Consider the following 24385-nt stretch of genomic DNA (forward strand, 5'->3'; position numbering starts at 1 on the left):
TCGCCCGGGGCACCGGGTGGTCAGCGGACCAGGGCCGCGGGCAGCAGGGCTGCGTGGGCCGCCAGCAGCTCGTCGGTCATGGCGCGGATCTGCTCCAGCGTGCAGTGGGCGGAGGTGAGCGGGTCCATCGCGACGGCGTGGTGCACGTGCTCGACGTCGCCGGTCAGTGCCGCGCGCACGGCGAGCGTCTGCACGTTGACGTTGGTGCGGTTGATCGCGGCGAGCTGCGGCGGCAGGTCGCCGACGCTGGTGGGCTGCACCCCGTTCGCGTCGACGAGGCAGGCCACCTCGACGCAGGCGTCGTCGGGCAGGTTGGTGATGACGCGCCCGGCGTTCGGCACGTTGCCGTAGACGACGGCGGGCACACCGGTGACGACGGCGTTGACGATGGACGCCCCGTACTCGACGGACGGGCTCAGCTCCGCCTTGAGGCGTTCGAGCTGCTCGTCGACGTCGCCCTGCTCGTCGTGGGCGGCGCAGATCTCGTAGTAGTCCCAGCGCTCCGGGATGTACTCCTTGGTGGTGGCGTCGTCCTTGCGGAACCACGGCACGTACTCCGAGGCGTGGTGGCTGGACTCGGTCTCGAAGTACCCGAAGTGGTTCATCAGCGTGGTGCGTACCTGCTCGTTGCCGCCCTCGTAGGTGCTGGCGGCGAGCGCGGCGTCGGAGTGGTCGCCGTCGTCGGTCAGGAGGTCGGCGGCCGCGCGGCCGCGCTGGTGGCGTTCCTTCATCACCTCGCGCAGGCGCGGGTAGACGTCCTCGGTGCCGTGCCGGAACTCCAGGACCCACGCCTGGTGGTTGATGCCGGCGCAGCGGTAGGACACCTCGTCGTACGGAAGGCCGAGCGTGCGTGCCAGCATGCGGGTGGTGCCCTGCACGCTGTGGCACAGGCCCACCGTGCTCAGGCCCAGCGCGTTCAGGTACGCGGTGGCCATGGCCATCGGGTTCGCGTAGTTGATGAACTGGGCGCCGGGGCACAGCTCCAGGGCGTCGGCGGCGATGTCCTGATAGGCGCGCACCGAGCGCAGGAACCGGAAGACGCCGCCCGGCCCGACCGTGTCGCCCACGGTCTGGTCGACGCCGTACCGGCGCGGGATCTCGACGTCGTGCCGGTAGGACCCCACGCCGCCCACCTGGAACGTGATGATCACGAAGTCCGCGCCGGCCAGCGCCTCGCGCCGGTCGGTGGTCTGCTCGACGAGGGTCGGCAGGCCATGGTGGTCCACGAGCTCGCGGGCGGCGCCCGCCACCCGGTCGAGGCGCCCCGCGTCGAGGTCCATGAGCGTGAGCGTGGCCCCCTGCAGGGCCGGGAAGCTGAGCAGGTCGCCGATGAGGCGGAACGGGAACACGAAGCCGCCGGCGCCGATGATGGTGATCTTCGGTGAATGAGCCATGCGGCGACGCTAGGTCCGAGGATGCCGGTGAGACCTCCGGCTGCGTGCCCGCCGTCTCCGGGATCCTTCGACCGGCACGTGGACCGGCACACGGACCGGCACAGCCGCGGGGCGGGCCCCTATGCTGCCCGGATGGTGCTCGCGGACGACGAGGTCGAGCTGGACGAGGCCGCCCTGTGGGTGCGGCACGGTGTGCCGCCCGTCATGGCGCGCCCGCACCGGCACGACGACCTGGAGCTCAACCTGGTGCACACCGGCCGGCTGGAGTACCTCTTCGGGGGCTCCGGCCTCCGGGTCGAGGCGGGCGAGGTCGCGCTGTTCTGGGGCGGCACCCCGCACCAGCTCGTCCACCCGTGCGCGACGCCGACCGACGTGTCCTGGGTGCACATCCCGCTCGCGGAGGTGCTGCGCTGGGCGCTGCCCACGGAGCACGTGGCGGTGCTGCTGAGCGCCCGGCCCGTCGTCGTCCCCGCGGCCGTGCTGGTGCGGGACGTCGCCGCGCTGTTCGCGAGCTGGCACCACGACGTCCTGGACGGCGGGCAGAGCACCGTGGTCATGCTGGAGGCGCAGGCGTTCGTGCGGCGGGTGCTGGACAGCCCGGCGGGTCCCGCGGCCGGCCCCGCGCCGGAGGCGGCGGACTTGCCCATGTCCGGCGCCGCCGCCCGCGCCACGGCCATGGCGCAGTACGTCGCGGAGCACTACCGCTCGCCGATCACCGCGACGGACGTGGCCCGCGCCGTCCACCTCAGCCCCAGCCACGCGATGACGCTGTTCAAGCGGGTGGTCGGCACCACGGTCGGCGCGTACATCGCGCGGTGCCGCGTCGCGGAGGCACAGCGGCTGCTGATCACCTCGGACCGCACGGCCGCCGAGATCGCGCACGCCGCGGGGTTCACCGCGCAGAGCAGCTTCTACGACACGTTCCGCCAGGTGTGCGGCGTCGCCCCGGGCGACTACCGGCGCGGCTTCCGCTGACCCGGAACGCGCCGTCCGGCACCCAGGGGTTAACGATCATTAACCGGCGGGCTATGCTGCGGCACATGACCACCGACGTCGGCGTTGGACCGGATCTGCGCACCCTGACCGCGCAGCTGCGCGAACGGGTGGCGCGCGTGCGCCAGGGCGGTTCGCCCGAGGTGCGCGCCCGCCACACCGGGCGCGGCAAGCTGCTGGCCCGTGACCGGGTCGACCGGCTGCTCGACCCGGGCAGCCCCTTCCTGGAGATCGGGGCCCTGGCGGCCTACGACATGTACGGGGGCGAGTGGGCGGTGCCCAGCGCGGGCATCGTCACCGGGATCGGGCGCATCGCCGGGCGGCAGTGCGTGGTCGTCGCCAACGACGCCACCGTCAAGGGCGGCACCTACTACCCGGTCACCGTCAAGAAGCACCTGCGCGCGCAGCAGATCGCGGCCGAGAACCACCTGCCGTGCGTCTACCTCGTGGACTCCGGCGGCGCGTACCTGCCCATGCAGGACGAGGTGTTCCCCGACCGCGAGCACTTCGGGCGCATCTTCTACAACCAGGCCAACCTGTCCGCCCGCGGTATCCCGCAGGTCGCGGCCGTCATGGGGTCGTGCACCGCGGGCGGCGCGTACGTACCCGCGATGAGCGACGAGGCCGTCATCGTGCGCGACCAGGGCACGATCTTCCTCGGTGGGCCGCCCCTGGTGCAGGCCGCCACGGGCGAGGTCGTCACGGCCGAGGAGCTGGGCGGCGGCGTCGTGCACACCACCACCTCCGGCGTCGCGGACCACCTGGCCGACGACGACGCCCACGCCCTGCGCATCGTGCGCGAGATCATCGCGACGACCCCGGCGCCCGCGCAGGTGCTCGACCGGGTGCCGCCCGAGGAGCCCGAGGCGGACCCCGACGGGCTCTACGACGTGCCCGCCGACCCGCGCACCCCGTACGACGTGCGCGACGTGATCCGCCGCATCGTCGACGGCTCCCAGCTCCAGGAGTTCAAGGCCCGCTACGGCGAGACCCTGGTCTGCGGCTTCGCCCGTATCGACGGCTACCAGGTCGGCATCGTGGCCAACAACGGCATCCTGTTCTCGGAGTCCGCCCTGAAGGGCGCGCACTTCGTGCAGCTCTGCGACCAGCGGCGCATCCCGCTGGTGTTCCTGCAGAACATCGCCGGGTTCATGGTCGGCAAGGAGTACGAGCACCGCGGCATCGCCAAGGACGGCGCCAAGCTGGTCACGGCCGTGGCCTGCACCTCCGTGCCCCGGTTCACCGTGGTGCTCGGCGGCTCGTTCGGCGCCGGCAACTACGGCATGAGCGGGCGCGCCTACGACCCCCGGTTCCTGTGGATGTGGCCCGGCGCCCGCATCTCCGTCATGGGCGGCGAGCAGGCGGCGTCCGTGCTGGCCACGGTGCGGCGTGACCTGGCACCCGAGGACGTCGAAGCGTTCAAGGCCCCGATCCGCGCCCAGTACGAGACCCAGGGCAACCCCTACTACGCCACCGCGCGCCTGTGGGACGACGGCGTCATCGACCCCGCCGACACCCGCCGCGTCCTCGCCCTCGGGCTGGCCGCCACGGCCACGGCCCCGATCGCCGAGCCCTCCTACGGCATCTTCCGGATGTGATGACGATGCACACCCTCCTGATCGCCAACCGCGGCGAGATCGCCCTGCGGATCATCCGCACCGCCCGCCGCCTCGGGCTGCGCACCGTCGCCGTCCACTCCGACGCCGACACCGGCGCCCCCCACACCCGCGCCGCCGACGTCGCCGTCCGCCTCGGCCCGACACCACCCGCCGAGTCCTACCTGTCGATCCCCGCGCTGCTCGCCGCCGCCAAGGAGACCGGCGCCGACGCCGTCCACCCCGGGTACGGGTTCCTGTCCGAACGGGCCGAGCTCGCGCGCGCCGTCATCGGCGCCGGGCTCACCTGGGTGGGGCCGCCGCCCGAGGCGATGGACGCCATGGCGCGCAAGGACACGGCACGGGAGATCGCGCGGAAAGCCGGTGTGCCGGTGCTCCAGTCGCTCGGCAAGGTCACGGGGGGCGGATGGTTCGCCATGCAGGGGAGCCCGACCTACCCCCTCCTGGTCAAGGCCGCCGCCGGCGGCGGCGGCAAGGGCATGCGCATCGTGCGCGCCGAGCTCGAGCTCGCCCCGGCGATCGCGGCGGCCGGGCGCGAGGCCGCCGCCGCGTTCGGCGACGACACCCTGCTGCTGGAACGGTTCGTCGAGCACGGCCGGCACGTCGAGGTGCAGGTCCTCGCCGACGAGCACGGCACCGTGCTGCACCTGCACGAACGCGACTGCTCCGCCCAGCGCCGCCACCAGAAGGTCCTGGAGGAGGCACCCGCCCCCGACCTCGACCCGGCCCTGCGCGACGCGCTGCACCTGTGGTCCGTGAACCTGGCCCGCCAGGTCGGCTACACCGGCGTCGGGACCGCCGAGTTCCTGGTCGACACCCGGTTGGGCATCGAGGGCGCCTGGTTCCTCGAGATGAACACCCGCCTCCAGGTCGAGCACCCCGTCACCGAGGAGGTCGTGCGCGTGGGCGGGCAGCGCATCGACCTCGTCGAGCAGCAGCTGCTGGTCGCCGCCGGCGAACCGCTCGGCTTCACGCAGGACGACGTCACCGTCACCGGCCACGCGATGGAGGCCCGGATCTACGCCGAGGACGCCTTCGGCGGGTTCCTGCCGCAGGCCGGCACCGCGACCCACGTGCGCTGGCCGGCCTCCACCGGCCCGACCAACGTCCGGGTCGAGGCCGGCCTGGAGGACGGCACCGTCGTCCCCGCCGCCTACGACCCCATGGTCGGCAAGATCATCACGCGCGGCGCCGACCGTGAGGCCGCCCGCCAGGCCCTCGTCGACGCCCTCGACGACACCGCGATCGGCGGGCTCGTCACCAACACCGGGTTCGTGCGGGCGCTCGCGGACTCCGGCGCGTTCCGCGACGGCGAGGTGCACACCGCCTGGCTGGACACCCACCCGCTGCCCGCGCCGGACCCGGGTCCCGCGCTCGTCGCGGCGGCCTGGGCGGTGGCCGCGGACGCCGCGCGCGACGGCGGCGACGGGTGGCGGCTCGCCGGGCCGCCCGCCGACACCTGGGTCGAGCTCGACGACGTGGTGCTGCGCGTGAGCACCGCCCGCGGCGAGGTGCGGCGCGACGGCGAGCCGCCGACGTCGTGCCGCGCGGCGGGCCGCGCCGGGGGAGCCGTCCTGCTGGAGCTCGACGGCGTCACGGCCCGGTTCGTGGTCGACGTGCGCCCGCGGTCCGTGGAGGTGAGCACCCGCGGGCACACGGTCCGGTTCACCCGGCCCGGCGGCTCCCGCGCTCCTGAGGCCGACCTGTCCGACGGCGTCGTCGTCGCCGCGATGCCCGGGTCCCTGACCCGGGTCGAGGTGCGCGACGGCGAGACGGTGACCGCCGGGCAGGCGCTCGGCGTGCTGGAGGCGATGAAGATGGAGCTGGCGCTGGTGGCGCCGTCCGACGGCGTGGTGCGCGTGCGCGCGGCCGCGGGGGAGCAGGTCGCGGCGCGGCAGGTGCTCTTCGTGCTGGAGGCGGGCGATGACTGAGCCGATTACCGAGCCGACTACTGGGTCGATGCCTGGGTCCACGCCCCGCGAGTACCGCCGTCCGCAGGTGGTGCGCGACCCTGCCCTGCCCGAGCGCGTGACCGTCTACGAGGTGGGGCCGCGCGACGGGCTGCAGAACGAGAAGGCGGTGGTGCCGACCGCAGTCAAGGTGGACCTGGTCGAGCGGCTGCTCGACGCCGGCCTGCCGTACGTGGAGGCCACGAGCCTGGTGCACCCGCGCTGGGTGCCCCAGCTCGCCGACGCCGCCGAGGTGCTGGGGGCGCTGGTCGACCGGCTCGGCGACCGGGCCCGCGACCTGCCGGTGCTGGTGCCGAACGAGCGCGGCCTGGAGCGCGCCTACGACCTGGGGCTGCGGCACATCGCGGTCTTCGCCAGCGCCACCGACTCGTTCGCGCGCCGGAACCTGAACCGGTCCCTGGACGAGCAGTATGCGATGTTCGAGCCGGTGATGACGCGGGCCCGCGCGGCGGGGATGCGCGTGCGAGCGTACGTCTCCATGTGCTTCGGCGACCCGTGGGAGGGCGACGTGCCGGTGTCCCAGGTGGTCACGGCGGGTAAGCGGCTCATGGACCTGGGCGCGGAGCAGCTCTCGCTAGGCGACACGATCGGCGTCGGGACGCCCGGGCACGTCGTTGCCCTGCTCGATGCGCTGAACGCCGCCGGCCTGCCCGACGACGTGCTGGCCCTGCACGCCCACGACACCTACGGGCAGGCGCTGGGCAACGTGGCCGCCGCGCTGCGGCACGGCGTCACCACGTTCGACACGTCGGCCGGCGGGCTGGGCGGGTGCCCGTACGCGGAGTCGGCCACGGGCAACCTCGCCACGGAGGACCTGCTGTGGATGCTCGACGGGCTGGGGATCAGCACCGGGGTGTCGCTGCCGCGGGTGGTCGAGACGAGCGCGTGGCTGGAGCCGAACCTGGACCACGAGCTGACGAGCCGGACGTACCGGGCGCTGGGAGGCTAGCCGGCGGTCTCCACGACGTCGCGGACGTAGAACTTGTACCAGAGCCGGACCGGGGTACCGGCGCCCTCGCCGATGGCCATGCTGGGCCTGACCGAGGTGGAGACCTCGCCGTTCGCGCCGTTGTAGTTGTCCTTGTGGCGCGTGCGGTTGACGTCGGCGGTCTCGGCCCACCGCGCCCGCTCGGCCCACGCGGCAACGCGCTCGGCGTCGAGGCCGAGAAGGGCCGAGTCCGCGACCATCCGGTCCGCCGCCGCCTGCCCGTCCGCCTCGGTCCAGTACAGGTCGACCTGGTCCACGAAACCGTGCCGGGTGGTCACCGTCATCTCCTCGGTGCGCCCCGACCAGGTGCCGGTGGGGAGCGTCAGACTCACGGTGGCGTCCTCGGGCACCGTCACGATCACCAACTGGTCTGCCGGCAGCCCCAGCGCCTCCGCCTCGAGCGGTCGTGTCAGGTCCCACTCCATGCTGTTCCCCTCTCCGAAGAGCTCCGCGCCGCCGTCGTCGTCCCCGTCGCCGATGCGGACGGTGCACCCGGCCGTCACCGCGAGGGCGAGGACCGTGCACATCGCGAGGATCGCGTGTCGTACCGACATGGCCCCCACCCTGTCACGTCGCCGCACGTCACTGGTCGACATCGACGTCCCAGTTCGTCGCCAGCCGGTCCACGATGCGGCCCAGCCGGTCCGGGTTGGTCAGCCGGTACTCCTCGATGCGGTCCGACACGTCCGTCTGCAGGATCTCCTGGGCGCGGCCCGGATCGGTCCGCAGCAGCTCCTGGTACGCGGGCAGCGTGTCGGCGGTGATGTAGTCCCAGCGCTGCCCCACGTCGGCGATGTTCCCGTCCGGCAGCGGGGTCGTGACCGTGACCGAGCCCTGCAGCGGGTTGTCGGCGGAGATGGGCGTGAACGGGATGCCGACACGCTCCGGCCCGGGGGTCTCCACGGTGACCTGGAGCGGGTCGTACTCACCGAACGTGACCGCGCCGGGGATCGACGCCTCGCCGACGACGGTCATCATGTAGCTCATCGCCTCACCGGTCACCGGGTGGTTCCGCATGGCGTCGTAGTCGTCCGCGATGATCTCCTGCTGCTCCCGGCGCAGCATCTCGACGTTGCCGTCGGTGACGCGCTGCGGATCGCCGGACGCGATGTCCTCCCAGGCGTCGTAGGTCGCCTCGTTGATAGCCCCGGAGTCGTACATCCGCTGGATCTCCGCCATGCCGCCGTGCTCGTAGGCGGCGTGCATGGAGGCCTGGTCGTGGAAGATCTCCTGCTGCATCGCCAGGAAGGAGGTCTCGTAGAACCGCAGCTCGTCATCGGTCATCCCGGCGACCTGCTCGATCAGGGCGCCCTGCGGGAGCCCGCCGGGAAGGTGCTGGAGCGCCTCGCCCCCGACCTCGACACCCTGTGCGACCTTGCGCATCAGCGCCAGGTCGAGGAAGCCCGCCGCGAACGAGGGCCCGATCATCGCGGCCATCCCGGCCCACTGGAGGTCGGGGTTGTTCAGGTAGAGATCGGCGTAGTACTCGTAGACGGCCTCGATGTTCGCGCGGTTCGCGTCGGCCCCGAGGCTCGGGTCCCACGCCAGGTAGTCGATGCCGGCGTCCTGGGCGGCCTGCCGGGTCCAGTGCTCGTTCGCGACGAGTCCGGCGTCCGGCCCGGGGTAGAGGCCCTGAGCCTCCATCGCGGCGAGGAGGGCGGCGACCTGCTCGTCGGTGGCGTTCATCAGCCACTCGTCGCGCTCGCTTTCCGAGAGCTCCAGGTAGTCGTCGGGGCTCAACGTCGGGACCGTCGGCACCCGCGGCGCCACCGGCGCCTGCGCGCCGGCCACCGTCGTGCCGCCCCCGGTACCGCCCGTCCCCGCGCCGCCCGCCGTCCCCGCGTCGGCGCTGGTCCGGTCCTGGTCGTCGGCGTTGCGGTCCAGGGCCGCCCCGGCCTGCACGAGGGAGTCGATGGCCGCGGACAGCCCACCGCAGTGCGTGTCCGTCCACTCGGCGCGGAACCGCTGGCCGCTGGGGCCGAACCAGTCCAGGTCGTCGATCAGCGAGTCCACCAGGGCGCGCGCGGTCTCCAGCGTCTGGGTCCGGTCCCGCATGGTGGTTGCGAGAGCGCGCAGCTGGGCGACGTCGGCGCCCCAGACCTCACCCATCGGTTCCCCCCCCGCTGTCGGTCGGCACGGCGAACCTAGCCCGCCCGGGCCGCCCCGGCCATGGGGAGAACTGCCCTCAGGCCGTCGAGCCCCGCACGGCGACGCCGTGCAGCAGGGCCAGCGCCGCCTCGACGGGACGCGTGGCGCGGGTCCGGCTGACGGATCGCATCGAGAACGCCAGCGAGATGTCGAGGGGGAGGACGACGGCGCCCGGCGCGGGGCGCAGCACCATGCGGGGCACGGCGGCCACCCCGAGGCCGGCCGCGACGAACGCGGCGACCAGGCTCATGTCGGGGCTCTCGACCACGACCGTGCGGCGCAGGCCCCTCGTCGTGAGCTCGCGCTCGATGATCACCCGGTTGCCGAACCCCGGCGGGCCGTCGACGAACGGCTCGCAGACGAGCTCGTCCAGGGAGAGCACCGCGCGGGCGGCGAGTGCGTGCCCCTCGGGCACCACCGCGACGAACTCGTCGGCCAGGAGCTCGTGCGAGCGCAGGCCCGCGAGGTCCCCGGCCGGCAGCCCGGTGATCGCGACGTCGAGGCGGCCGGCCCGGACGTCGTCGACCAGGCCGGTGGAACCTGTGGGAGAGGCGACCACGCTCAGCGCGACGCCCGGGTAGAGCTGGTGGAACCGCCCGGCGAGCGCCGGGATGTCGAGCATGTCGGTGTTGGCGAACACCCCGAGGCGCAGGCGTCCGCGCAGTCCGCTCTCGGCGGCGGCCACGACGTCGTAGACGCGGTCCAGCGACTCGACGGCGGCACGGGCCTCGGGGAGGAGGGCGCGGCCGGCGTCGGACAGCTCGACCCGGCGGGTGGAGCGCACGAACAGCGTCGCGTGCACCTCCCGCTCCAGGGTGCGCACACCCGCCGAGACCGCCGACTGGACGGTCTGCAGCCGGTGCGCGGCGCGCGTGAAGCTGCCCTCCTCCGCGACGGCGATGAAGTACTCCAGGTGCCGGGTGTCCATGGGGTCATCGTCGCAGAGTTATCGCGAACTGCGATAGACGGCATCTAAATGATTCGCTTGTCCTGATGAATGTGGCGGCGCAGACTGCTGGGGTGACGAACACGCAGACCTACCCCGCCCCGCCCGTACCGACCCGGGCCGGCCCGCGGCGCCACGGCGCCGGGTTCTGGGTCACCGGTCTGACCTTCCTGCTGCTCATGGCGTTCTCGACGGTGCCGACCCCGCTCTACCCGCTGTACGTGGCCCGCGACGGGTACGGGCCGTTCACGGTGACGGTGATCTTCGCCGCCTACGCGGTGGGCGTCGTGGCGAGCCTCTTCTTCGTGGGTCATCTGAGCGACCGGGTCGGACGGCGCCCGCTGGTCCTGCTCGCCGCGGTCCTCGAGCTCCTGGCCGCGGTGATCTTCCTGGCCCGGGACGACCTGGCCGGGCTGGTCGCGGCCCGGCTCGTGTCCGGCATCGGGATCGGCGCGCTGACGGCGACGGCCACCGCCTACCTCGCCGAGCTGGACGGCGCGCGGTCCCGCCCGGCGCCGGCCCGTGCCGCGGTGGTCGCTACCGTGGCGAACCTCGGCGGGCTGGGGCTCGGCCCGCTCCTGTCGGGGCTGATCGCCGAGCCGTCGTCGGAGCCGCTGGTGCTGCCGTACGCAGTTTTTGCCGGAGTGCTGGTGCTGCTCCTGGTGGGCACGCTGCTGGTGCCCGAGACGGTGCTGCACCGGCCGGGCCTGCGGCCCTACCGCCCGCAGCGCGTGGCGATCGGACCCGAGGCCCGGCGTCCGTTCGTGGCCAACGCGGTCGGCGCGTTCACGGCGTTCGCCGTGTTCGGCCTGTTCAGCTCGGTAGCGGCGTCGTTCGTGCACGACGAGCTGGGGCAGACGTCGCTGATCGTCACCGGGGTCGTGGCGGCCACGCCGTTCCTCGCCGGCGCGCTCGGGCAGTCCGTCGTCGCGGCCGTCGCGCCGGCCCGCCAGCTGCGCGCGGCGACGGTCCTGATGATCGTGGGTCCGGCGGCCCTGTTCGGGGGCGTCGTGCTGCCGTCGACGGCGCTCTTCCTGACGGGCGGCCTGCTCGCCGGCGGCGGGGCGGGGCTGCTCTTCAAGTCCGCCCTGGGCCGGACGGCGGCGCTGGTGCCGCCCGGCGAGCGGGCCGAGGCCCTGGCGCTCGTCTTCCTCGTGGGCTACGCGGGACTGGTGGTCCCCGTGCTCGCGGTCGGCGTCGGCCTCGTGTACCTGCCGGCGCCGCTGGTCCTGGGGGTGTTCGTGGTGCTCGTCGCGCTCGCCGGGGCGTGGTCCGCCACGGCGATGCGACGTTCCTGAGCAGGGACGATGTGATGTGCGCGACCACCGGGCTCGCGCGCGGGCGATGGAGCGTAGGGTCACAACCGTGACTCTGAAGATCGGGTACAAGGCGTCCGCCGAGCAGTTCGGGCCGCGCGAGCTGGTTGAGCTCGCAGTACGCGCCGAGGAGGTGGGACTGGACAGCGCGATGGTCTCCGACCACTTCCTGCCGTGGCGGCACGAGGGGGGTCACGCGCCGTCGGCCCTCGCCTGGCTCGCCGCCGCGGGGGAGCGCACCAAGCGCATCCAGCTCGGTACGAGCGTGCTCACCCCTACGTTCCGCTACAACCCCGCGGTGATCGCGCAGCAGTTCGCGACGCTCGCCCTGCTCACCGAGAATCGCGTGATCCTCGGCGTCGGCACGGGTGAGGCCCTCAACGAGACGGCCGTCTCCGGCATGGAGTGGCCCGAGTTCAAGGAGCGGTTCGCGCGCCTGCGTGAGGCCGTGCAGCTCATGCGGGCCCTGTGGACCGAGGAGTCCGTGGACTTCAAGGGCGACTACTACGAGCTGGTCGGCGCCAACATCTACGACCGGCCCGAGAACCCGGTGCCGGTCTACATCGCGGCCGGCGGGCCGCTCGTGGCCAGGTACGCGGGTCGCGCGGGCGACGGCTTCATCTGCACGTCCGGCAAGGGCATGGACCTGTACACGGAGAAGCTGCTGCCCGCGGTCGCCGAGGGTGCGGCCAAGGCGGAGCGCGACGTCGCCGGCGTGGACAAGATGATCGAGATCAAGATCTCCTACGACCGCGACCCCGCCGCCGCGCTGGAGAACACCCGGTTCTGGGCGCCGCTGTCGCTCACGCCGGAGCAGAAGCACAGCGTCACCTCGGCCACCGAGATGGAGCAGCTCGCGGACGAGCTGCCGATCGAGCAGGTCGCGAAGCGCTGGATCGTCGCGTCCGACCCCGACGAGGCCGTCGCGATGATCAAGCCCTACGTCGACGCCGGGCTGAACCACCTCGTGGTGCACGGGCCGGGCCACGACCAGGAGCGGTTCCTCACGCAGTTCAGCGAGGACGTGCTGCCGCGGCTGCGGGCGCTCTGAGGTCCCGGTCGCCCCGGACGGGCCTGGTCAGGGCGTCCTGACCAGGCCCGTCTCGTACGCGAGGATCACCAGGGCGGCCCGGTCGCGCGCGCCGAGCTTGGCGAGCAGCCGGCTCACGTAGGTGCGCGCGGTGGCCGGGCTGAGGTAGAGCTCGGCGGCGATCTCGTCGTTGGTCAGCCCGCGGCCGAGCTGCTGCAGCACCTCGCGCTCGCGCTCGGTGAGCCCCGCGAGCCGGTCGTCGGCGCCGGCCCGGGGAGTCGGGGCCGCGGCGACGGCCCGCAGCACCGTGGCGGTCACGGCCGGGTCGAGCAGCGCGTCGCCGGCCGCGACCACGCGGACGGCGCGGCGCAGCTCGGCCGGCGCGACGTCCTTGAGCAGGTAGCCGGCCGCGCCCGACCGGACGGCCTCGAAGACGTGCTCGTCCTCGTCGAACGTGGTCAGCACGAGCACCCGGGTGCCCGCCAGGGCGGGGTCGGCGACGATCTGCCGGGTGGCGGCCAGGCCGTCCAGCCGCGGCATCCGGATGTCCATCAGCACCACGTCGGGGCGCAGCTCCCGCACCCGGGCCACGCCCGCCTGCCCGTCGGCGGCCTCGCCGACCACCGCGATGTCGCCCTCGCTCTCGGCGAGCGCGCGCAGCCCCGCCCGCACGAGCTCCTGGTCGTCCACCAGCACGATCCGGATCATGCCCCTCAGCCTTCCAGACGCAGGGGCAGGTCGGCGGCGACCACGAACCCGCCACCCGGGGCGTCGCTCGTGGTCAGGGTGCCGCCGAGCAGGGCCGCGCGCTCGCGCATCCCGGAGATCCCCGAGCCGGGCACGGGTGCGGGACCGGCCCCGCGACCGTCGTCGGACACGCGGACCGCGAGGCGGCCGCCGGCGACCCGCGCGGACACCGTCACGTGCGAGGCCGCGGCGTGCCGCAGCGCGTTGGTCAGGGACTCCTGCACGATCCGGTAGGCGGCGGCGTCGATCGCGCCGTCGAGCGCGCCGTCCGGCACGTCGAGCGTCACGTCGACGGCGAGCCCGGTGGCGCGGGCCGAGTCCGCGAGGGCATCGATACCCGCGAGGCTCGTGGGTGCGGGTGCTGCTGGTCCCGCCGCTGGGGGACCGCCGTCCGCCGCGTCCAGCGGCCGCCGCAGCACCCGGACCGTGGACCGCAGCTCGTGCAGCGTGCCCGACGTCGCCTGCCGTACGTGCTCCAGCGCGCCCCGGGCCGCGTCGTCGTCCCGGCCCAAGGCCTCGGCCGCGACCCCCGAGTGCAGGGCGATCACGGACAGGTTGTGCCCGACGACGTCATGCAGGTCCCGGGCGATGCGCAGCCGCTCCGCCTGCAGCCGCTGCTCGGCGGCGTGCGCCTGGTGCGCCCGGGCCTCCCGGGACAGCCGCACCGCGACGCCCAGCGCGATCGCCGCCGCGACCAGCGCGAGGTTCGTGACCAGGTCGTACGGCGTCAGGTACTCCTCGGCCGTGCCCGTCACCCGGTAGTAGGTGGCGACCGCGACCAGGACGGCGCCCCCGCCGACCGCCCAGCCGGTCCGGCCCATCTCCGCGGCCGAGTAGAGCGCCGCGATCGCGGGCAGCGCCATGCCGATCGGCGCGAACTGGAACGTGTAGTAGGCGAACACCGCGAGCACGGTGACCACGAGCACGGCGCGCGGCAGCCGGCGCCGCAGCAGGACCAGCGCCCCGAACCCCGCCGCGAACAGGTAGGCGCCGGGCCCCGCGTGGCGGGTCGCGTCGGGGTCGGCGGCGATGACCACGGCGACCACCAGGGCCATGGCGATCGCCAGGGCGACGTCGGTGACACGTGGGTCCACGGCGTACGGGACCTCGCTCTGCTCGGGCACACCGACACCCTACGGACGGCCCGCCCCTGAGGCATCAGACCAGGGTCCAGGGTTGGTGTCGCCTCCAGGCGACACCAGGAGACGATTCCGGGCCGATGTGGCCGGACGGGTCCGGCGGGCACCGTCGGGGCATGACCTCACCACAGCCTCCCGCCCGGCCGACGCCGGGGCCCGCGGCCGGCCCCGTCCCAGTCCCGTGGACCCTCGTCGCGGGCCTGTCCGCGCTGGCGCTGCTCTGGCCGCTGACCGGCCTGACCGGTGCGCTCGGCACCGGCGCACCCCGCGCGCTGGCGATCATCGGCATCACCGCCGCCGTCTGGATCGGCGTCGTCGGGCTGGGCCGGGTGCCACGCCCCGTGCTCACCCTGACCCTGACCGGCCTGGCCTACGGGCTGGTCGCCACCACGATCGGCACGCTGGTTCCGGTGCTGTCGGGCTTCGGCCCGGGCGGCGGCCCGGCGTGGACCCTGATCCCGGCCCTGGCCTTCGACACGATGTGGGGCGCCCTCGCGGGCGTCGCGGCAGCCGGCGTGCAGCGGCTGCGCGGGGCCGGCCGATGAGACGCGTCGGCCCGGGGCACGTCATCGGCTCAATCTCTGCGGGCGCGCTCGCCCTGCTGCTCGGGCTCGCGGGCTGCGCTCTGGTGCCCGGCTCGGTCACCCCCGTGGACGAGGTGGAGTTCACCCACGAGCTCGCCATCCCGCCCCTGGCGCCGTCGCGCGTCGTGGACGGCACGCGCGTCTTCTCCCTGACCGCGCAGGAGGGCACCACCGAGTTCCTGCCCGGGGTCCAGACACGCACCTGGGGCTTCGACGGTCCCTACCTCGGCCCGACCCTGCGCGCCGAGCGCGGCGAACGCGTCGCCGTCGAGGTCACCAACGACCTCGACGAGCCCACCAGCGTGCACTGGCACGGCATGCACCTGCCCGCCGCCATGGACGGCGGCCCGCACCAGGAGGTCGAGCCGGGCGAGACCTGGCGTCCCACCTGGGAGATCGACCAGCCGGCCGCCACCCTCTGGTACCACCCGCACCCCCACGGTGCCACGGAGAAGCACGTCTACCGCGGCCTGGCGGGCATGTTCCTGCTCGACGACGACGCCTCCCGCGCCGCCGACCTGCCCCAGGAGTACGGCGTCGACGACGTGCCCGTCGTCGTGCAGGACAAGGTGTTCGACGACGCAGGCCAGCTCGAGCTGTCCGACAACGGCAGCGAGCCGGGCACGCTCGGCGGGACGGTGCTGGCCAACGGGACGGTGGGGGCGTACCACGAGGTGACGACCGAGGCCGTGCGCCTGCGCCTGCTCAACGGGTCGACCGCCCGCACCTACCAGCTCGGCTTCGCCGACCGGGAGATGGACCTGGTCGCCACCGACGGCGGGTTCCTCGACGCCCCCGTCCGGCTCGAGCAGGTACGGCTCGCGCCCGGCGAGCGCGCCGAGGTCGTCGTCCGGATGGAGCCCGGCGAGACCACCCGCCTGCACTCGTTCGAGGCCGACCTGGGCGGCGTCGTCGTCCCGTTCGCGATGGGCGGCAACGACGACTTCGACGTCCTGGAGCTGCGCGCGGCCGACCGGCTGGCGCCGTCACCCGAACCCGCGTGGGCGCCGTCGGTCCACGCCGACGCCGACGAGCTGCGGGAGGCCGACGTCGCCGTGACGCGCGAGTTCGAGCTCGACGACCGGCACATCAACGGCCGGACCATGGACATGGGCCGCATCGACGAGACCGCCACCGTGGACGCCACCGAGGTGTGGCAGGTGCGCAGCATCGTGCCGATGCCGCACACCTTCCACGTGCACGACGTCCAGTTCCGCGTCCTGACGGTCGACGGCGACCCGCCGCCGCCCGAGCTCGCCGGGCCCAAGGACACCGTGTACCTGGAGCCGAACCGCACCTACCGGCTGCTCATGCGCTTCGAGGACTACACCGACCCGGACGTGCCCTACATGTTCCACTGCCACATGCTGCTGCACGAGGACGAGGGGATGATGGGCCAGTTCGTCGTCGTCGAACCGGGGCAGCAGGCGGGGACGGTGCCCGAGCACGACGGCGGGGGTGGGTCGCACGGCTCCGGGCAGCACGAGGGTTCCGACGCCGGAGGCTCCGGGCCGGACGTCGCTCCCGGGGCGGACGCGCACCAGGGGCACCACTGAACCTGTGGCACGCTCGTCGCGTGACCCTCTCGCTGCCCCGCACCATCACGCACGTCCTGCTCGACCTCGACGGCACCCTCACCGACTCCGCGCCCGGCATCATCGCCTCCCTGCGCACCGGCTTCGCCGACGCCGGGTTCGACGTCCCCTCCGCCGAGGTCCTGCGGACCTTCGTCGGCCCGCCGCTCGGGGCCAGCATGGCCGGCATCGGCCTGTCCCCGGCCGACGCCGAGACCGTGATCACCGCCTACCGGCGCGACTTCGAGGTGCACGGCATGATCGGCGGCAACTCCGTGTTCCCCGGCATCCCGGAGGCGCTCGCGGGCCTGCGGGAGGCCGGGGTCACGCTCCTGGTCGCGACCGCGAAGCCGCAGCACTACGCGAAGCAGATCGTGGAGCACTTCGGGCTGGCCGGCTACCTGGAGGGCGGCCTCGACGGCGTGCACGGCGCGGCCGCCGAGGCCGCGGGCCAGGTGCAGGGCAAGGAGGTCGTGGTCGAGCGCGCGCTGGCGCACGTGGTCGCACTCGGGGCCGACGCCGGTCAGGTCGTGATGGTGGGCGACCGTGAGCACGACGTGCACGCCGCCGCCCACCACGGCGTGGCGACCGTGGGCGTGGCCTGGGGCTACGGGGCCCCGGGCGAGCTGGAGACCGCGGGTGCGGCGGCCGTCGCCACGACGCCGGAGGAACTGCGCAAGCTGCTCACGAGCTGAGGGCGGGGGCGGCGGTCGTGTCGTCCGCTCAGCGGCCGAGGACGTCGTCGAACGCCTGCTGCACCCGCTCGTCGATCACGACGAACCGCACCTCGCGGGGGCTGCCCTCCGGATGCTCGGCGAGCCAGCTCCGGGTGGTCGCCACAGCGATGCGGGCGACGTCGGACACGGGCCAGCCGAACGCGCCCGCGCTCACCGCGGGGAACGCGACCGACCGCACGTCGAGCTCGGCGGCGACGTCGAGCGACCGCGCGAAGCAGGAGGCGAGCAGGGTCGGGTCGTCCTGGCCACGGTGCAGGTTGGGCCCGACCGTGTGGATCACCCAGGACGCGGGCAGGTCGAAAGCGGGGGTGGCCACGGCGTCGCCGACGTCCAGGCCGTCCGGGTGCGTGGTCTTGCGCAGGCGCCGGCAGGCCTCCAGCAGGCGGGGCCCGGCGGCGGCGTGGATCGCGCCGTCGACCCCGCCGCCGCCCAGCAGCAGCGAGTTCGCGGCGTTGACCACGGCGTCGGCCTCCACGCGGGTGAGGTCACCGATCTCGACGGACAGGCTCATGTGGCTGCTCCTGGGTGGGATGTCGGGTTGGCTCCCGGTGCGCCGGCTGCGCTGCCGGGACGTTCCATCCATTTGTACTCCTCGGTGACCGCCGTCCAGCCGAACTGCTCGTAGAGCCCGTGCGCGTCGGCGGTCGCGAGGATCGTGCGGCGCAGCCCGCTGAGCTGGTCGAGCTCGGCGACGACGCCCGCGACCAGCAGCTTTCCGATGCCCTGCCCGCGCAGGTCCGGGTCGACGATGACGTCCGCGAGCCACGCGAACGTCGCGCCGTCGGTCACGACCCGGGCGAACCCGACCTGCTCACCCGTGTCCCGGCGGTAGACGCCGTAGGGCCGCGATCCCGCGATGGCGGCGTCCATCACCTCACGCGGGCGGTCCTTGGCCCAGTACGTGTGCCGGGCGACGAGCTCGTGCACGCGGGCGGCGTCGATGCGGGCCGGGTCGGTGGAGAACTCGTAGGGCTGGTCGTCGGTCATGTGCTGGAGTCAACCACCGGTCACCGACACAGGCCGAGGCAATTGCGATTCTAGGGCGTCCGGTGCTGTGGGTCAGCGGCCCGCGCGCGATACCGGGTGCGTGCGTCCCTCGCAGGTTCTTACGCGTCAGGCAGAAGCGGCTGTGGATACCGGGCCGGCGTCAGTGGTTGCGGCTAGGGTCGAACGAACATCCGCAGGTTTGATGTCTTTGGGTCAGGTATGGGGTGAGGGGCTGGTGACATGGACAACGGGCAGAACTACGAGGGCATGAGTCACGCGCTCCTGGACGACGACGTCTTCGCCGAGCTGGTCAGGCTGGACGAGCTGGAGGACAGGCCGGTTTGGCCGTCCGATGCCGTACCGGTCGCCCTGTGGCCGGTGGAGCACCTGCGGGCCGCGCTGACCAGAGCGATCGGTATCAGGCTGGCGCAAGTGGTCGCCGAGGCCACCGACCCGAACGCGGAGCTGCTGGCGGAGCTCCCGGACGACGCGCTGGGTGACCTGGTGATCGCATGCGGCCGACTGCAGTCGTGGGCCGCGGGCCTGCAGGCACGGGCCGTGGCGGAGCGAGCGAGCCGGGAGACCGGCCCGTTGGCGCACAGCTCGCTGGTAGCGCAGGTGACGGGCGAGCTGGTGGTCACCGGGACGGAGGCGTCCGAGGTCGTGGTGCGCGGCGAGTCCGGGGCGGACCATCCCTCCGTGATCCGCGCCCTGACCATCGGGCACATCGACGTGAAGAAGGCGCACACCCTGCTGCGGTCCGCCACGCAGCTCACCACGGAGGAGCGCGCCGAGGCGGTCGCGCGGTACCTGCCGCAGGCGCCGTTCCGCACGTGGCGCTGGCTGCGGTCGAAGCTGCTGGCGTTCGCGAAGTCGCGGCACGGATCCGCCGAGACGGCCCGGATCGCCGCTCAGCACCGCACCGTCCAGCTTGACCGGGCCGAGAACGACATGGGCTGGCTGTCCGCATACCTGCCGGCCGTCGATGCCACGGCGGTGTGGAACGTCATCGACGACATGGCGCACCAGCTCCGGCGGACCGCGGGGGAGGACCGCGACCTGGGTCAGCTGCGCGCCGACTGTCTGACCGGCATCGTGACCGGCCGCCTGCTGCCCGCCAACCGGTTCGCAGGGTTCGGTGACGAGGCCGGTCCCGGAGCGGGTGCCGACCACGCCGTGAGTGCGGATGGTGCCAGTGGATCCAGCGGTTCCGCACTCGGCCCGCACGACTGCCCGTGCGGCGGTCGCGCACCGGTGCAGGTCGTTCGAGTCACCCCGACCAGGCCGGTCGTACGGGTCACGGTCCCGGCCAGCGTGCTGCTGGGCCTGGACGACGCACCGGGCGACCTGGACGGGTTCGGACCGATCCCGGCTGAGACGGCTCGGCTCATCGCGACGGACGCGACGTGGCAGCGCCTGGTGACCGACCCGGTCACGGGGGTCCTGGTCGACTACTCCACCACGACCTATCAGCCCGGGAAGGTACTGCGAAAAGCCGTCGAGGCCAGGGACGGGACCTGCGTGTTCCCGGGGTGCGACACCCAGGCGGCCTGGTGCGACCTGGACCACATCGAGCCCTTCGATCACGACCAGCGTGGTGGAGGGCAGCAGGCCGAGGGCGCTCCCGTGCCTGAGGGCGCTGGGCGCGGACAGACCAACGCGTGGAACCTGCAGGCCCTGTGCCGTCGGCACCACCTGCTCAAGACGCACGCCGGCTGGGGTGTGGTGCGCGACCGCGCCACGGGCGTCACGACCTGGACCACACCTTCGGGCGGAACGCATTCCCGACTGCCGACGGCGCTGGACACCCACGTGGAGCTCGATGATGTCGATCCCGGGTCGAGCTACGACCTCACGCTGCGGTCCGTGACCCGCCGGCGCCTGCCGCGCCAAGACGTCAATGCCACGGTAGAGCCGGGCGAGATGCCGACCGGATCCGTCGATCCGGCGAGCCCGACCGGCACTGGCCAGCCGCCATTCTGAGTCGTGTCACCCCGCGTACCGGCGGCAGAACTCGCGCAGCGGGCCCTCCGGCACCACGTCGAGCAGCTCGCGGTAGCGGCCCGCCGCCTCGTCGGTGCGGCCGGTCCGGCGGGCCAGGTCGGCCAGAGCAAGGCTCGCGTCGCGGGCTGCGTACGGCGGGCCCTCGGCGACCAGTTCCTCGAGCTCGTGCTCGACCGGCGCGAGGTTCCCGCCGTCGCGCAGCGCGAGCCGGCCGAGCACCACCAGCCGGGCGACACGCGTCGCCGGGGACGGCCAGGTGTCCGCCAGCGCGTCGTAGAGCTGGGCCAGCCGTGGCCAGTCCGTCCCGGCGGCGTCCGGTGCCGTGGCGTGCACGCCGGAGATCGCAGCCTCCAGCACGAAGCGGCCGGGCGACTCGGGGGCTTCGGGCGACGTCGACCGCGTGAGCGCCGATGCGGCGTCGTCGAGCCCGGCACGCAGCAGCCGCCGGTCCCACGCCGACCGGTCCACCTCGTCGAGGGGGAGCGCCACGCCGTCGCGCACGCGGCCGGGCCGCCGGGCCAGGCCGAGCCGGCAGACCGCGCGCAGGCCGAGCACCTCGGGGTCGTCCGGGTACTCCGCGACCAGTGCCTCGGCCAGCGTCAGCGCGTCACGAGCAGGATCCTGCGTCGCGTCCGCGGGCTCCAGCTCCTCCCGCTGGCCCACGGTGAACAGCCCCGCCACGCAGGCAAGCACCACGGGCAGCCGTACGGCCCGGGCGGGCCCGTCCGGCACGGCGAACTCGCCGCGCGCCCGGGCCAGCGCCGACTTGGCGCGCGTGAGCCGCGCGGCCGCGGTGGCCTCGGCGATGCCGAGGTGCCCCGCGATCTGCCGGATCGTGAGCCCGCAGACCACACGCATCGCCAGGACGAGCTGCGCCCCGGGTGCCAGGGCGTCGTCGCACGCCACGAACAGCAGTGCGAGGCGGTCGTCCAGGTCGTCGCCCGGGGCGTGCGGCACGTCCACGTCGGCCACCTCCGGGCGGGCGAGCTGGGGCTGGAGCCGGTCGAACACGGTCCGGTGACGCAGCGCGTCGAGCCAGGTCCGGCGGCCGACCTGCACGCACCAGCCGACCAGGTCGTCGATGGTGCCGTCAGGCTGCGCGGCGGTGCGCGCGAACGCCTCCGCCGCGTACTCCTCGCCGCGGTCGAGGCTGCGTGTGGTCACGGCGAGCGACCGCACCACCTGTGGCCAGGCGGTGCGGAACGCCGCGGGGTCGATCGGCACTCAGGAACCGAAGTTCATGACCTTGCGCCACTCGACGACGTTGCCGCTCGGGACGAGCGCGGCGATCTTGCGCGCCGTGGCCTCGTCGCACTCGGCCCGGTAGAAGCCCGTGATCACCTCGTTGGTGTCGGTGAACGGGGCGTCGGTGTACACGGGCTCGCCGCCGTCCTGGCCGACGGCGACGAACCCGCCGTACTTCGAGTTCTCCAGGGCGTCGCCGCCGGTGATCTTCACGCCCAGGGCGGCCACGGCCTCGCTGAAGCGCTCATGGGCGGCCATGTCCTCCGAGAGCTCCTGGCGGTTCTGCCCGCGCAGGTTCTCCGGGAGGTAGGCGTCCGAGTCCCAGTCGTTCTCGCGGATCAGGAAGACCCAGGTGTCGGTCATGTCGAGCTCCTCGTTCGGGGTGATGTTGACACGCCTTGGACGGGCGAGCCGTGCCGGAATCGACACCCCCGACGAATTCACTCTTGCCAGATCAGCCGATCACCGCGACCGGGACCGAGATCGGCGTCCCGGAGCCGTCCCGGCGCTCGTCCTCCTCGGGCAGCTCGACCGGCTGGCCGCCGGCGCCGAGCGCACGCGGGGGCGTGGCGCCGACCCAGGCGAGGATCAGGCCGTCCTCGCCCTTGAGCAGCCGCTGCGACCGCACACCGCCGGTCGCCCGGCCCTTGCCCGGGTACAGCGCGAACGGCGTCACCTTGCCGGCGCCGGGCTCGATGCCCGGCAGCGCGTCGCCCGCGCCCGCGATGGTCACGACGGTCGCCTCGACCCCGGCCGGGACCGCGCCGAAGAACACCGCGCGCCGCCCCTCGGCGAGCTTGATGCCCGCCATGCCGCCCGCGGCCCGGCCCTGCGGCCGGACGGCGGAGGCGGGGAAGTGCAGCAGCGACGTGTCGTCGGCCACGAAGACCAGCTCGTCGTCGTCCGAGACGACCGCGGCACCCACGACGGTGTCGCCGTCCTTGAGCGCGATCACGGGCCACTCGTCGCCCTTGGCCGGGGCGTCGGACGGCGCGATGCGCTTGACGACGCCCTGCGCGGTGCCGACGGCGATGGTCGGCGCGTCGGCGCCGAGCCCCGTCACGCCCAGCACGGACTCGCCGCGCTCCAGCTCCACGAGCTCGCTGACCGGGATGCCGCCCGACAGCGACGGCGCGCCGTCGGTCGGCGGGAGCGACGGCAGGTCGAGCACGGAGATCCGCAGCATCCGGCCGGCCGACGTCACGAGGCCCACGTGGCCGCGCGTGGAGGCCCCGGCGTCGCCGCGCATCGCGTCGTGCGCGGCACGGTTGCCCTCGCGCGGCACCGGGACGTCGTCGGGCAGGCGGGCCAGCAGGCCCGTGGCGGACAGCACCACGCGGGTGGGCTGGTCCTTGATCTGCAGATCGATCGGCTCGGCGTTCTTCTTGCGCCCGTTCGCCGGGGTCACGGCGACCGAGCCGACGGACCCGCCCGCGGCGTCGAGCAGCACGGTCCGGCGCGGCGTGCCGTAGGTCTTGGCCACCTCGCCCATCTCGGTGCTTACCAGGCGGCGCAGCAGCTTCTCGTCGCCCAGGAGCTGCTCCAGCTCCGCGATCTCGCGGCGCAGCTCCTCGGCCTCCTTCTCCAGCTCGATGCGGGAGAACTTGGTCAGCCGGCGCAGCTGCAGGTCGAGGATGTACGACGCCTGCGGCTCGGACAGGTCGAAGATCTCGCGCAGGCGGTCGCGCGCGATGGCGGCGTCGTCGGACGAGCGGATCACCTGGATGACCTCGTCGATGTCGACGATCGCGATGAGCAGGCCGTCCACCAGGTGCAGGCGCTCCAGGCGCTTGTCCAGGCGGTACTGCGAGCGGCGCCGGACCACGGAGATGCGGTGGCCCACCCACACCCGCAGCATCTCCAGCAGGCCGAGCGTGCGGGGCTGGCCGTCCACGAGGGCCACGTTGTTGATGCCGAACGAGTCCTCGAGCGGCGTGACGCGGTAGAGCTGCTCCAGCACGGCGTCCGGGTCGAAGCCCGTCTTGACCTCGATGACCAGCCGCAGGCCGTGCGTGCGGTCCGTGAGGTCCTGGACGTTGGTCACGCCCTGGATGCGCTTGGCCTTGACGCCGTCGGCGATCTTCTCGATCACCTTCTCCGGGCCCACGAGGTAGGGCAGCTCGGTGATGACGATGCCCTTGCGGCGCGGGGTCACGTTCTCGATCCGCGCGGTGGCGCGGGTTCGGAACGTGCCGCGGCCGGTGCGGTAGCCGTCGCGGACGCCGTCCAGGCCCACGATCTTGCCGCCCGTGGGCAGGTCGGGCCCGGGCACGAACCGCTGCAGGTCCTCCAGCGTGGCCTCGGGGTTCTTGATCAGGTGCTGCGCGGCGGAGACGACCTCGACGAGGTTGTGCGGCGCCATGTTCGTGGCCATGCCCACCGCGATGCCGGACGCGCCGTTGACCAGCAGGTTCGGGATCGCCGCGGGGAGCACCTCGGGCTGGGTGAGCTTGTTGTCGTAGTTCGGCACGAAGTCGACGACGTTCTCGTCCAGGCCCGTGGTCATCGCCATCGACGGCGCCGCGAGCCGCGCCTCGGTGTACCGGGGGGCGGCGGGGCCGTCGTCGAGCGAGCCGAAGTTGCCGTGGCCGTCCACGAGGGGCAGCCGCAGCGAGAAGTCCTGCGCGAGGCGCACCAGCGCGTCGTAGATGGGGGCGTCACCGTGGGGGTGCAGCTTTCCCATGACCTCGCCCACCACGCGCGACGACTTCACGTGCGCGCGGTCGGGCCGCAGCCCCATGTCCGACATCATGTACAGGATGCGGCGCTGCACCGGCTTCAGGCCGTCGCGCGCGTCGGGGAGCGCCCGCGAGTAGATCACGGAGTAGGCGTACTCGAGGAACGAGGTCTCCATCTCCGAGGCGACGTCGATGTCCACGACCTTCTCGTGGATCTCGCTCTCTTCGAGCGGCTGCGACGGCTTGCGCGCCATGGTTCGTGGGGCTCCTGGACTGAAGGGGGTGGACG

At 73.5% G+C, this 24385-nt stretch carries 21 protein-coding genes; 10 read left to right on the plus strand and 11 right to left on the minus strand.

Translation table 11 applies throughout. The features are described from left to right. Positions 1 to 20: 20 nt before the first annotated feature. Positions 21 to 1394: an alpha-galactosidase gene (gene melA, locus ACFU5G_RS01085; RefSeq protein ID WP_377239877.1), complete on the minus strand. Its 1374-nt coding sequence runs from the start codon at positions 1392 to 1394 to the stop codon at positions 21 to 23. A 132-nt stretch (positions 1395 to 1526) separates the two neighbouring features. On the opposite strand from melA, the gene ACFU5G_RS01090 reads away from it, so the two are divergent. The 4 genes from ACFU5G_RS01090 to ACFU5G_RS01105 all read left to right on the plus strand — a co-directional run bounded on the left by ACFU5G_RS01090 (position 1527) and on the right by ACFU5G_RS01105 (position 6922). After that, on the plus strand, positions 1527 to 2369 hold the full coding sequence (locus ACFU5G_RS01090; protein WP_377239879.1) for a helix-turn-helix domain-containing protein: 843 nt from the start codon (positions 1527 to 1529) through the stop codon (positions 2367 to 2369). A 65-nt stretch (positions 2370 to 2434) separates the two neighbouring features. Further along, positions 2435 to 3985, plus strand: coding sequence for a carboxyl transferase domain-containing protein (locus tag ACFU5G_RS01095; protein WP_377239881.1), 1551 nt, complete (start codon positions 2435 to 2437; stop codon positions 3983 to 3985). After that, a complete protein-coding gene (locus ACFU5G_RS01100; protein WP_377239883.1) occupies positions 3985 to 5934 on the plus strand; it encodes an acetyl/propionyl/methylcrotonyl-CoA carboxylase subunit alpha in 1950 nt (649 codons plus the stop codon). Before ACFU5G_RS01095 ends, ACFU5G_RS01100 begins: the two co-directional genes overlap by 1 nt. Positions 5935 to 5962: 28 nt before the next feature. Further along, positions 5963 to 6922 (plus strand): hydroxymethylglutaryl-CoA lyase, encoded by a 960-nt coding sequence (locus tag ACFU5G_RS01105; RefSeq protein ID WP_377240023.1) that lies wholly within the window; start codon positions 5963 to 5965, stop codon positions 6920 to 6922. Here ACFU5G_RS01105 and ACFU5G_RS01110 read toward each other — a convergent pair. The 3 genes from ACFU5G_RS01110 to ACFU5G_RS01120 form a co-directional block, all read right to left on the minus strand. Beyond that, positions 6919 to 7515: a hypothetical protein gene (locus ACFU5G_RS01110; protein ID WP_377239885.1), complete on the minus strand. Its 597-nt coding sequence runs from the start codon at positions 7513 to 7515 to the stop codon at positions 6919 to 6921. The two genes, ACFU5G_RS01105 and ACFU5G_RS01110, sit on opposite strands and share 4 nt — an antisense overlap. 28 nt (positions 7516 to 7543) lie before the next feature. Further along, positions 7544 to 9070 (minus strand): WXG100 family type VII secretion target, encoded by a 1527-nt coding sequence (locus ACFU5G_RS01115; protein ID WP_377239887.1) that lies wholly within the window; start codon positions 9068 to 9070, stop codon positions 7544 to 7546. A 76-nt stretch (positions 9071 to 9146) separates the two neighbouring features. Continuing rightward, on the minus strand, positions 9147 to 10037 hold the full coding sequence (locus ACFU5G_RS01120; protein WP_377239889.1) for a LysR family transcriptional regulator: 891 nt from the start codon (positions 10035 to 10037) through the stop codon (positions 9147 to 9149). 92 nt (positions 10038 to 10129) lie between these two features. Between ACFU5G_RS01120 and ACFU5G_RS01125 the strand changes: the two genes are divergently transcribed. Then, on the plus strand, positions 10130 to 11353 hold the full coding sequence (locus tag ACFU5G_RS01125) for an MFS transporter (protein ID WP_377239892.1): 1224 nt from the start codon (positions 10130 to 10132) through the stop codon (positions 11351 to 11353). Positions 11354 to 11420: 67 nt separating this feature from the next. Continuing rightward, a complete protein-coding gene (gene fgd, locus ACFU5G_RS01130) occupies positions 11421 to 12422 on the plus strand; it encodes a glucose-6-phosphate dehydrogenase (coenzyme-F420) (RefSeq protein ID WP_377239894.1) in 1002 nt (333 codons plus the stop codon). Between the two features lie 27 nt (positions 12423 to 12449). Here the strand turns inward: fgd and ACFU5G_RS01135 are convergent, their stop codons facing one another. Both ACFU5G_RS01135 and ACFU5G_RS01140 read right to left on the minus strand, forming a co-directional pair. Next, positions 12450 to 13109 (minus strand): response regulator, encoded by a 660-nt coding sequence (locus tag ACFU5G_RS01135; protein ID WP_377239897.1) that lies wholly within the window; start codon positions 13107 to 13109, stop codon positions 12450 to 12452. Between the two features lie 5 nt (positions 13110 to 13114). After that, positions 13115 to 14272 carry a sensor histidine kinase gene (locus tag ACFU5G_RS01140; protein WP_377239900.1) on the minus strand — a complete coding sequence of 386 codons (1158 nt, stop codon included), beginning with the start codon at positions 14270 to 14272 and terminating at the stop codon, positions 13115 to 13117. Positions 14273 to 14403: 131 nt separating this feature from the next. On the opposite strand from ACFU5G_RS01140, the gene ACFU5G_RS01145 reads away from it, so the two are divergent. The 3 genes from ACFU5G_RS01145 to ACFU5G_RS01155 are packed head-to-tail and all read left to right on the plus strand — an operon-like array spanning position 14404 to position 17140. Next, entirely contained in the window at positions 14404 to 14832 is a 429-nt protein-coding gene (locus tag ACFU5G_RS01145; RefSeq protein ID WP_377239903.1) for a hypothetical protein, read from the plus strand. Further along, positions 14829 to 16427 (plus strand): multicopper oxidase family protein, encoded by a 1599-nt coding sequence (locus ACFU5G_RS01150; protein WP_377239905.1) that lies wholly within the window; start codon positions 14829 to 14831, stop codon positions 16425 to 16427. The genes ACFU5G_RS01145 and ACFU5G_RS01150 overlap by 4 nt, the downstream gene beginning before the upstream one ends. A 20-nt stretch (positions 16428 to 16447) precedes the next feature. After that, a complete protein-coding gene (locus ACFU5G_RS01155) occupies positions 16448 to 17140 on the plus strand; it encodes an HAD hydrolase-like protein (protein ID WP_377239907.1) in 693 nt (230 codons plus the stop codon). 28 nt (positions 17141 to 17168) lie between these two features. Here the strand turns inward: ACFU5G_RS01155 and ACFU5G_RS01160 are convergent, their stop codons facing one another. Beyond that, a complete protein-coding gene (locus ACFU5G_RS01160; protein WP_377239909.1) occupies positions 17169 to 17693 on the minus strand; it encodes an O-acetyl-ADP-ribose deacetylase in 525 nt (174 codons plus the stop codon). After that, positions 17690 to 18169, minus strand: coding sequence for a GNAT family N-acetyltransferase (locus ACFU5G_RS01165; RefSeq protein ID WP_377239912.1), 480 nt, complete (start codon positions 18167 to 18169; stop codon positions 17690 to 17692). The genes ACFU5G_RS01160 and ACFU5G_RS01165 overlap by 4 nt, the downstream gene beginning before the upstream one ends. Positions 18170 to 18409: 240 nt before the next feature. Here ACFU5G_RS01165 and ACFU5G_RS01170 point away from each other — a divergent pair, with 240 nt between their 5' ends. After that, a complete protein-coding gene (locus ACFU5G_RS01170; RefSeq protein ID WP_377239914.1) occupies positions 18410 to 20152 on the plus strand; it encodes an HNH endonuclease in 1743 nt (580 codons plus the stop codon). A gap of 6 nt (positions 20153 to 20158) precedes the next feature. On the opposite strand, the gene ACFU5G_RS01175 is transcribed toward ACFU5G_RS01170, so the two are convergent. From ACFU5G_RS01175 to ACFU5G_RS01185, 3 genes are all read right to left on the minus strand, one after another. Then, complete coding sequence (locus ACFU5G_RS01175; RefSeq protein WP_377239916.1) at positions 20159 to 21397, minus strand: DUF6596 domain-containing protein; 1239 nt, start codon at positions 21395 to 21397, stop codon at positions 20159 to 20161. Next, positions 21398 to 21781, minus strand: coding sequence for a YciI family protein (locus ACFU5G_RS01180; protein ID WP_377239918.1), 384 nt, complete (start codon positions 21779 to 21781; stop codon positions 21398 to 21400). A 91-nt stretch (positions 21782 to 21872) separates the two neighbouring features. Further along, complete coding sequence (locus tag ACFU5G_RS01185) at positions 21873 to 24350, minus strand: DNA topoisomerase (ATP-hydrolyzing) subunit A (protein ID WP_377239920.1); 2478 nt, start codon at positions 24348 to 24350, stop codon at positions 21873 to 21875. Positions 24351 to 24385 lie beyond the last annotated feature (35 nt).

It is taken from the genome of Promicromonospora sp. NPDC057488 (assembly GCF_042802395.1).
Taxonomy (GTDB): Bacteria; Actinomycetota; Actinomycetes; order Actinomycetales; family Cellulomonadaceae; genus Promicromonospora.

Bases quoted from the DNA above. Each gene is read 5' to 3' on its own strand.
- ACFU5G_RS01135 (WP_377239897.1), bottom strand. From the start codon at position 13,109: ATGATCCGGATCGTGCTGGTGGACGACCAGGAGCTCGTGCGGGCGGGG.
- ACFU5G_RS01105 (WP_377240023.1), top strand. From the start codon at position 5,963: ATGCCTGGGTCCACGCCCCGCGAGTACCGCCGTCCGCAGGTGGTGCGC.
- ACFU5G_RS01180 (WP_377239918.1), bottom strand. From the start codon at position 21,781: ATGACCGACACCTGGGTCTTCCTGATCCGCGAGAACGACTGGGACTCG.
- ACFU5G_RS01165 (WP_377239912.1), bottom strand. From the start codon at position 18,169: ATGACCGACGACCAGCCCTACGAGTTCTCCACCGACCCGGCCCGCATC.
- ACFU5G_RS01150 (WP_377239905.1), top strand. From the start codon at position 14,829: ATGAGACGCGTCGGCCCGGGGCACGTCATCGGCTCAATCTCTGCGGGC.
- ACFU5G_RS01170 (WP_377239914.1), top strand. From the start codon at position 18,410: ATGGACAACGGGCAGAACTACGAGGGCATGAGTCACGCGCTCCTGGAC.
- melA (WP_377239877.1), bottom strand. From the start codon at position 1,394: ATGGCTCATTCACCGAAGATCACCATCATCGGCGCCGGCGGCTTCGTG.
- ACFU5G_RS01100 (WP_377239883.1), top strand. From the start codon at position 3,985: ATGACGATGCACACCCTCCTGATCGCCAACCGCGGCGAGATCGCCCTG.
- ACFU5G_RS01160 (WP_377239909.1), bottom strand. From the start codon at position 17,693: ATGAGCCTGTCCGTCGAGATCGGTGACCTCACCCGCGTGGAGGCCGAC.
- ACFU5G_RS01120 (WP_377239889.1), bottom strand. From the start codon at position 10,037: ATGGACACCCGGCACCTGGAGTACTTCATCGCCGTCGCGGAGGAGGGC.
- ACFU5G_RS01185 (WP_377239920.1), bottom strand. From the start codon at position 24,350: ATGGCGCGCAAGCCGTCGCAGCCGCTCGAAGAGAGCGAGATCCACGAG.
- ACFU5G_RS01095 (WP_377239881.1), top strand. From the start codon at position 2,435: ATGACCACCGACGTCGGCGTTGGACCGGATCTGCGCACCCTGACCGCG.
- ACFU5G_RS01110 (WP_377239885.1), bottom strand. From the start codon at position 7,515: ATGTCGGTACGACACGCGATCCTCGCGATGTGCACGGTCCTCGCCCTC.
- ACFU5G_RS01115 (WP_377239887.1), bottom strand. From the start codon at position 9,070: ATGGGTGAGGTCTGGGGCGCCGACGTCGCCCAGCTGCGCGCTCTCGCA.
- ACFU5G_RS01090 (WP_377239879.1), top strand. From the start codon at position 1,527: ATGGTGCTCGCGGACGACGAGGTCGAGCTGGACGAGGCCGCCCTGTGG.
- ACFU5G_RS01145 (WP_377239903.1), top strand. From the start codon at position 14,404: ATGACCTCACCACAGCCTCCCGCCCGGCCGACGCCGGGGCCCGCGGCC.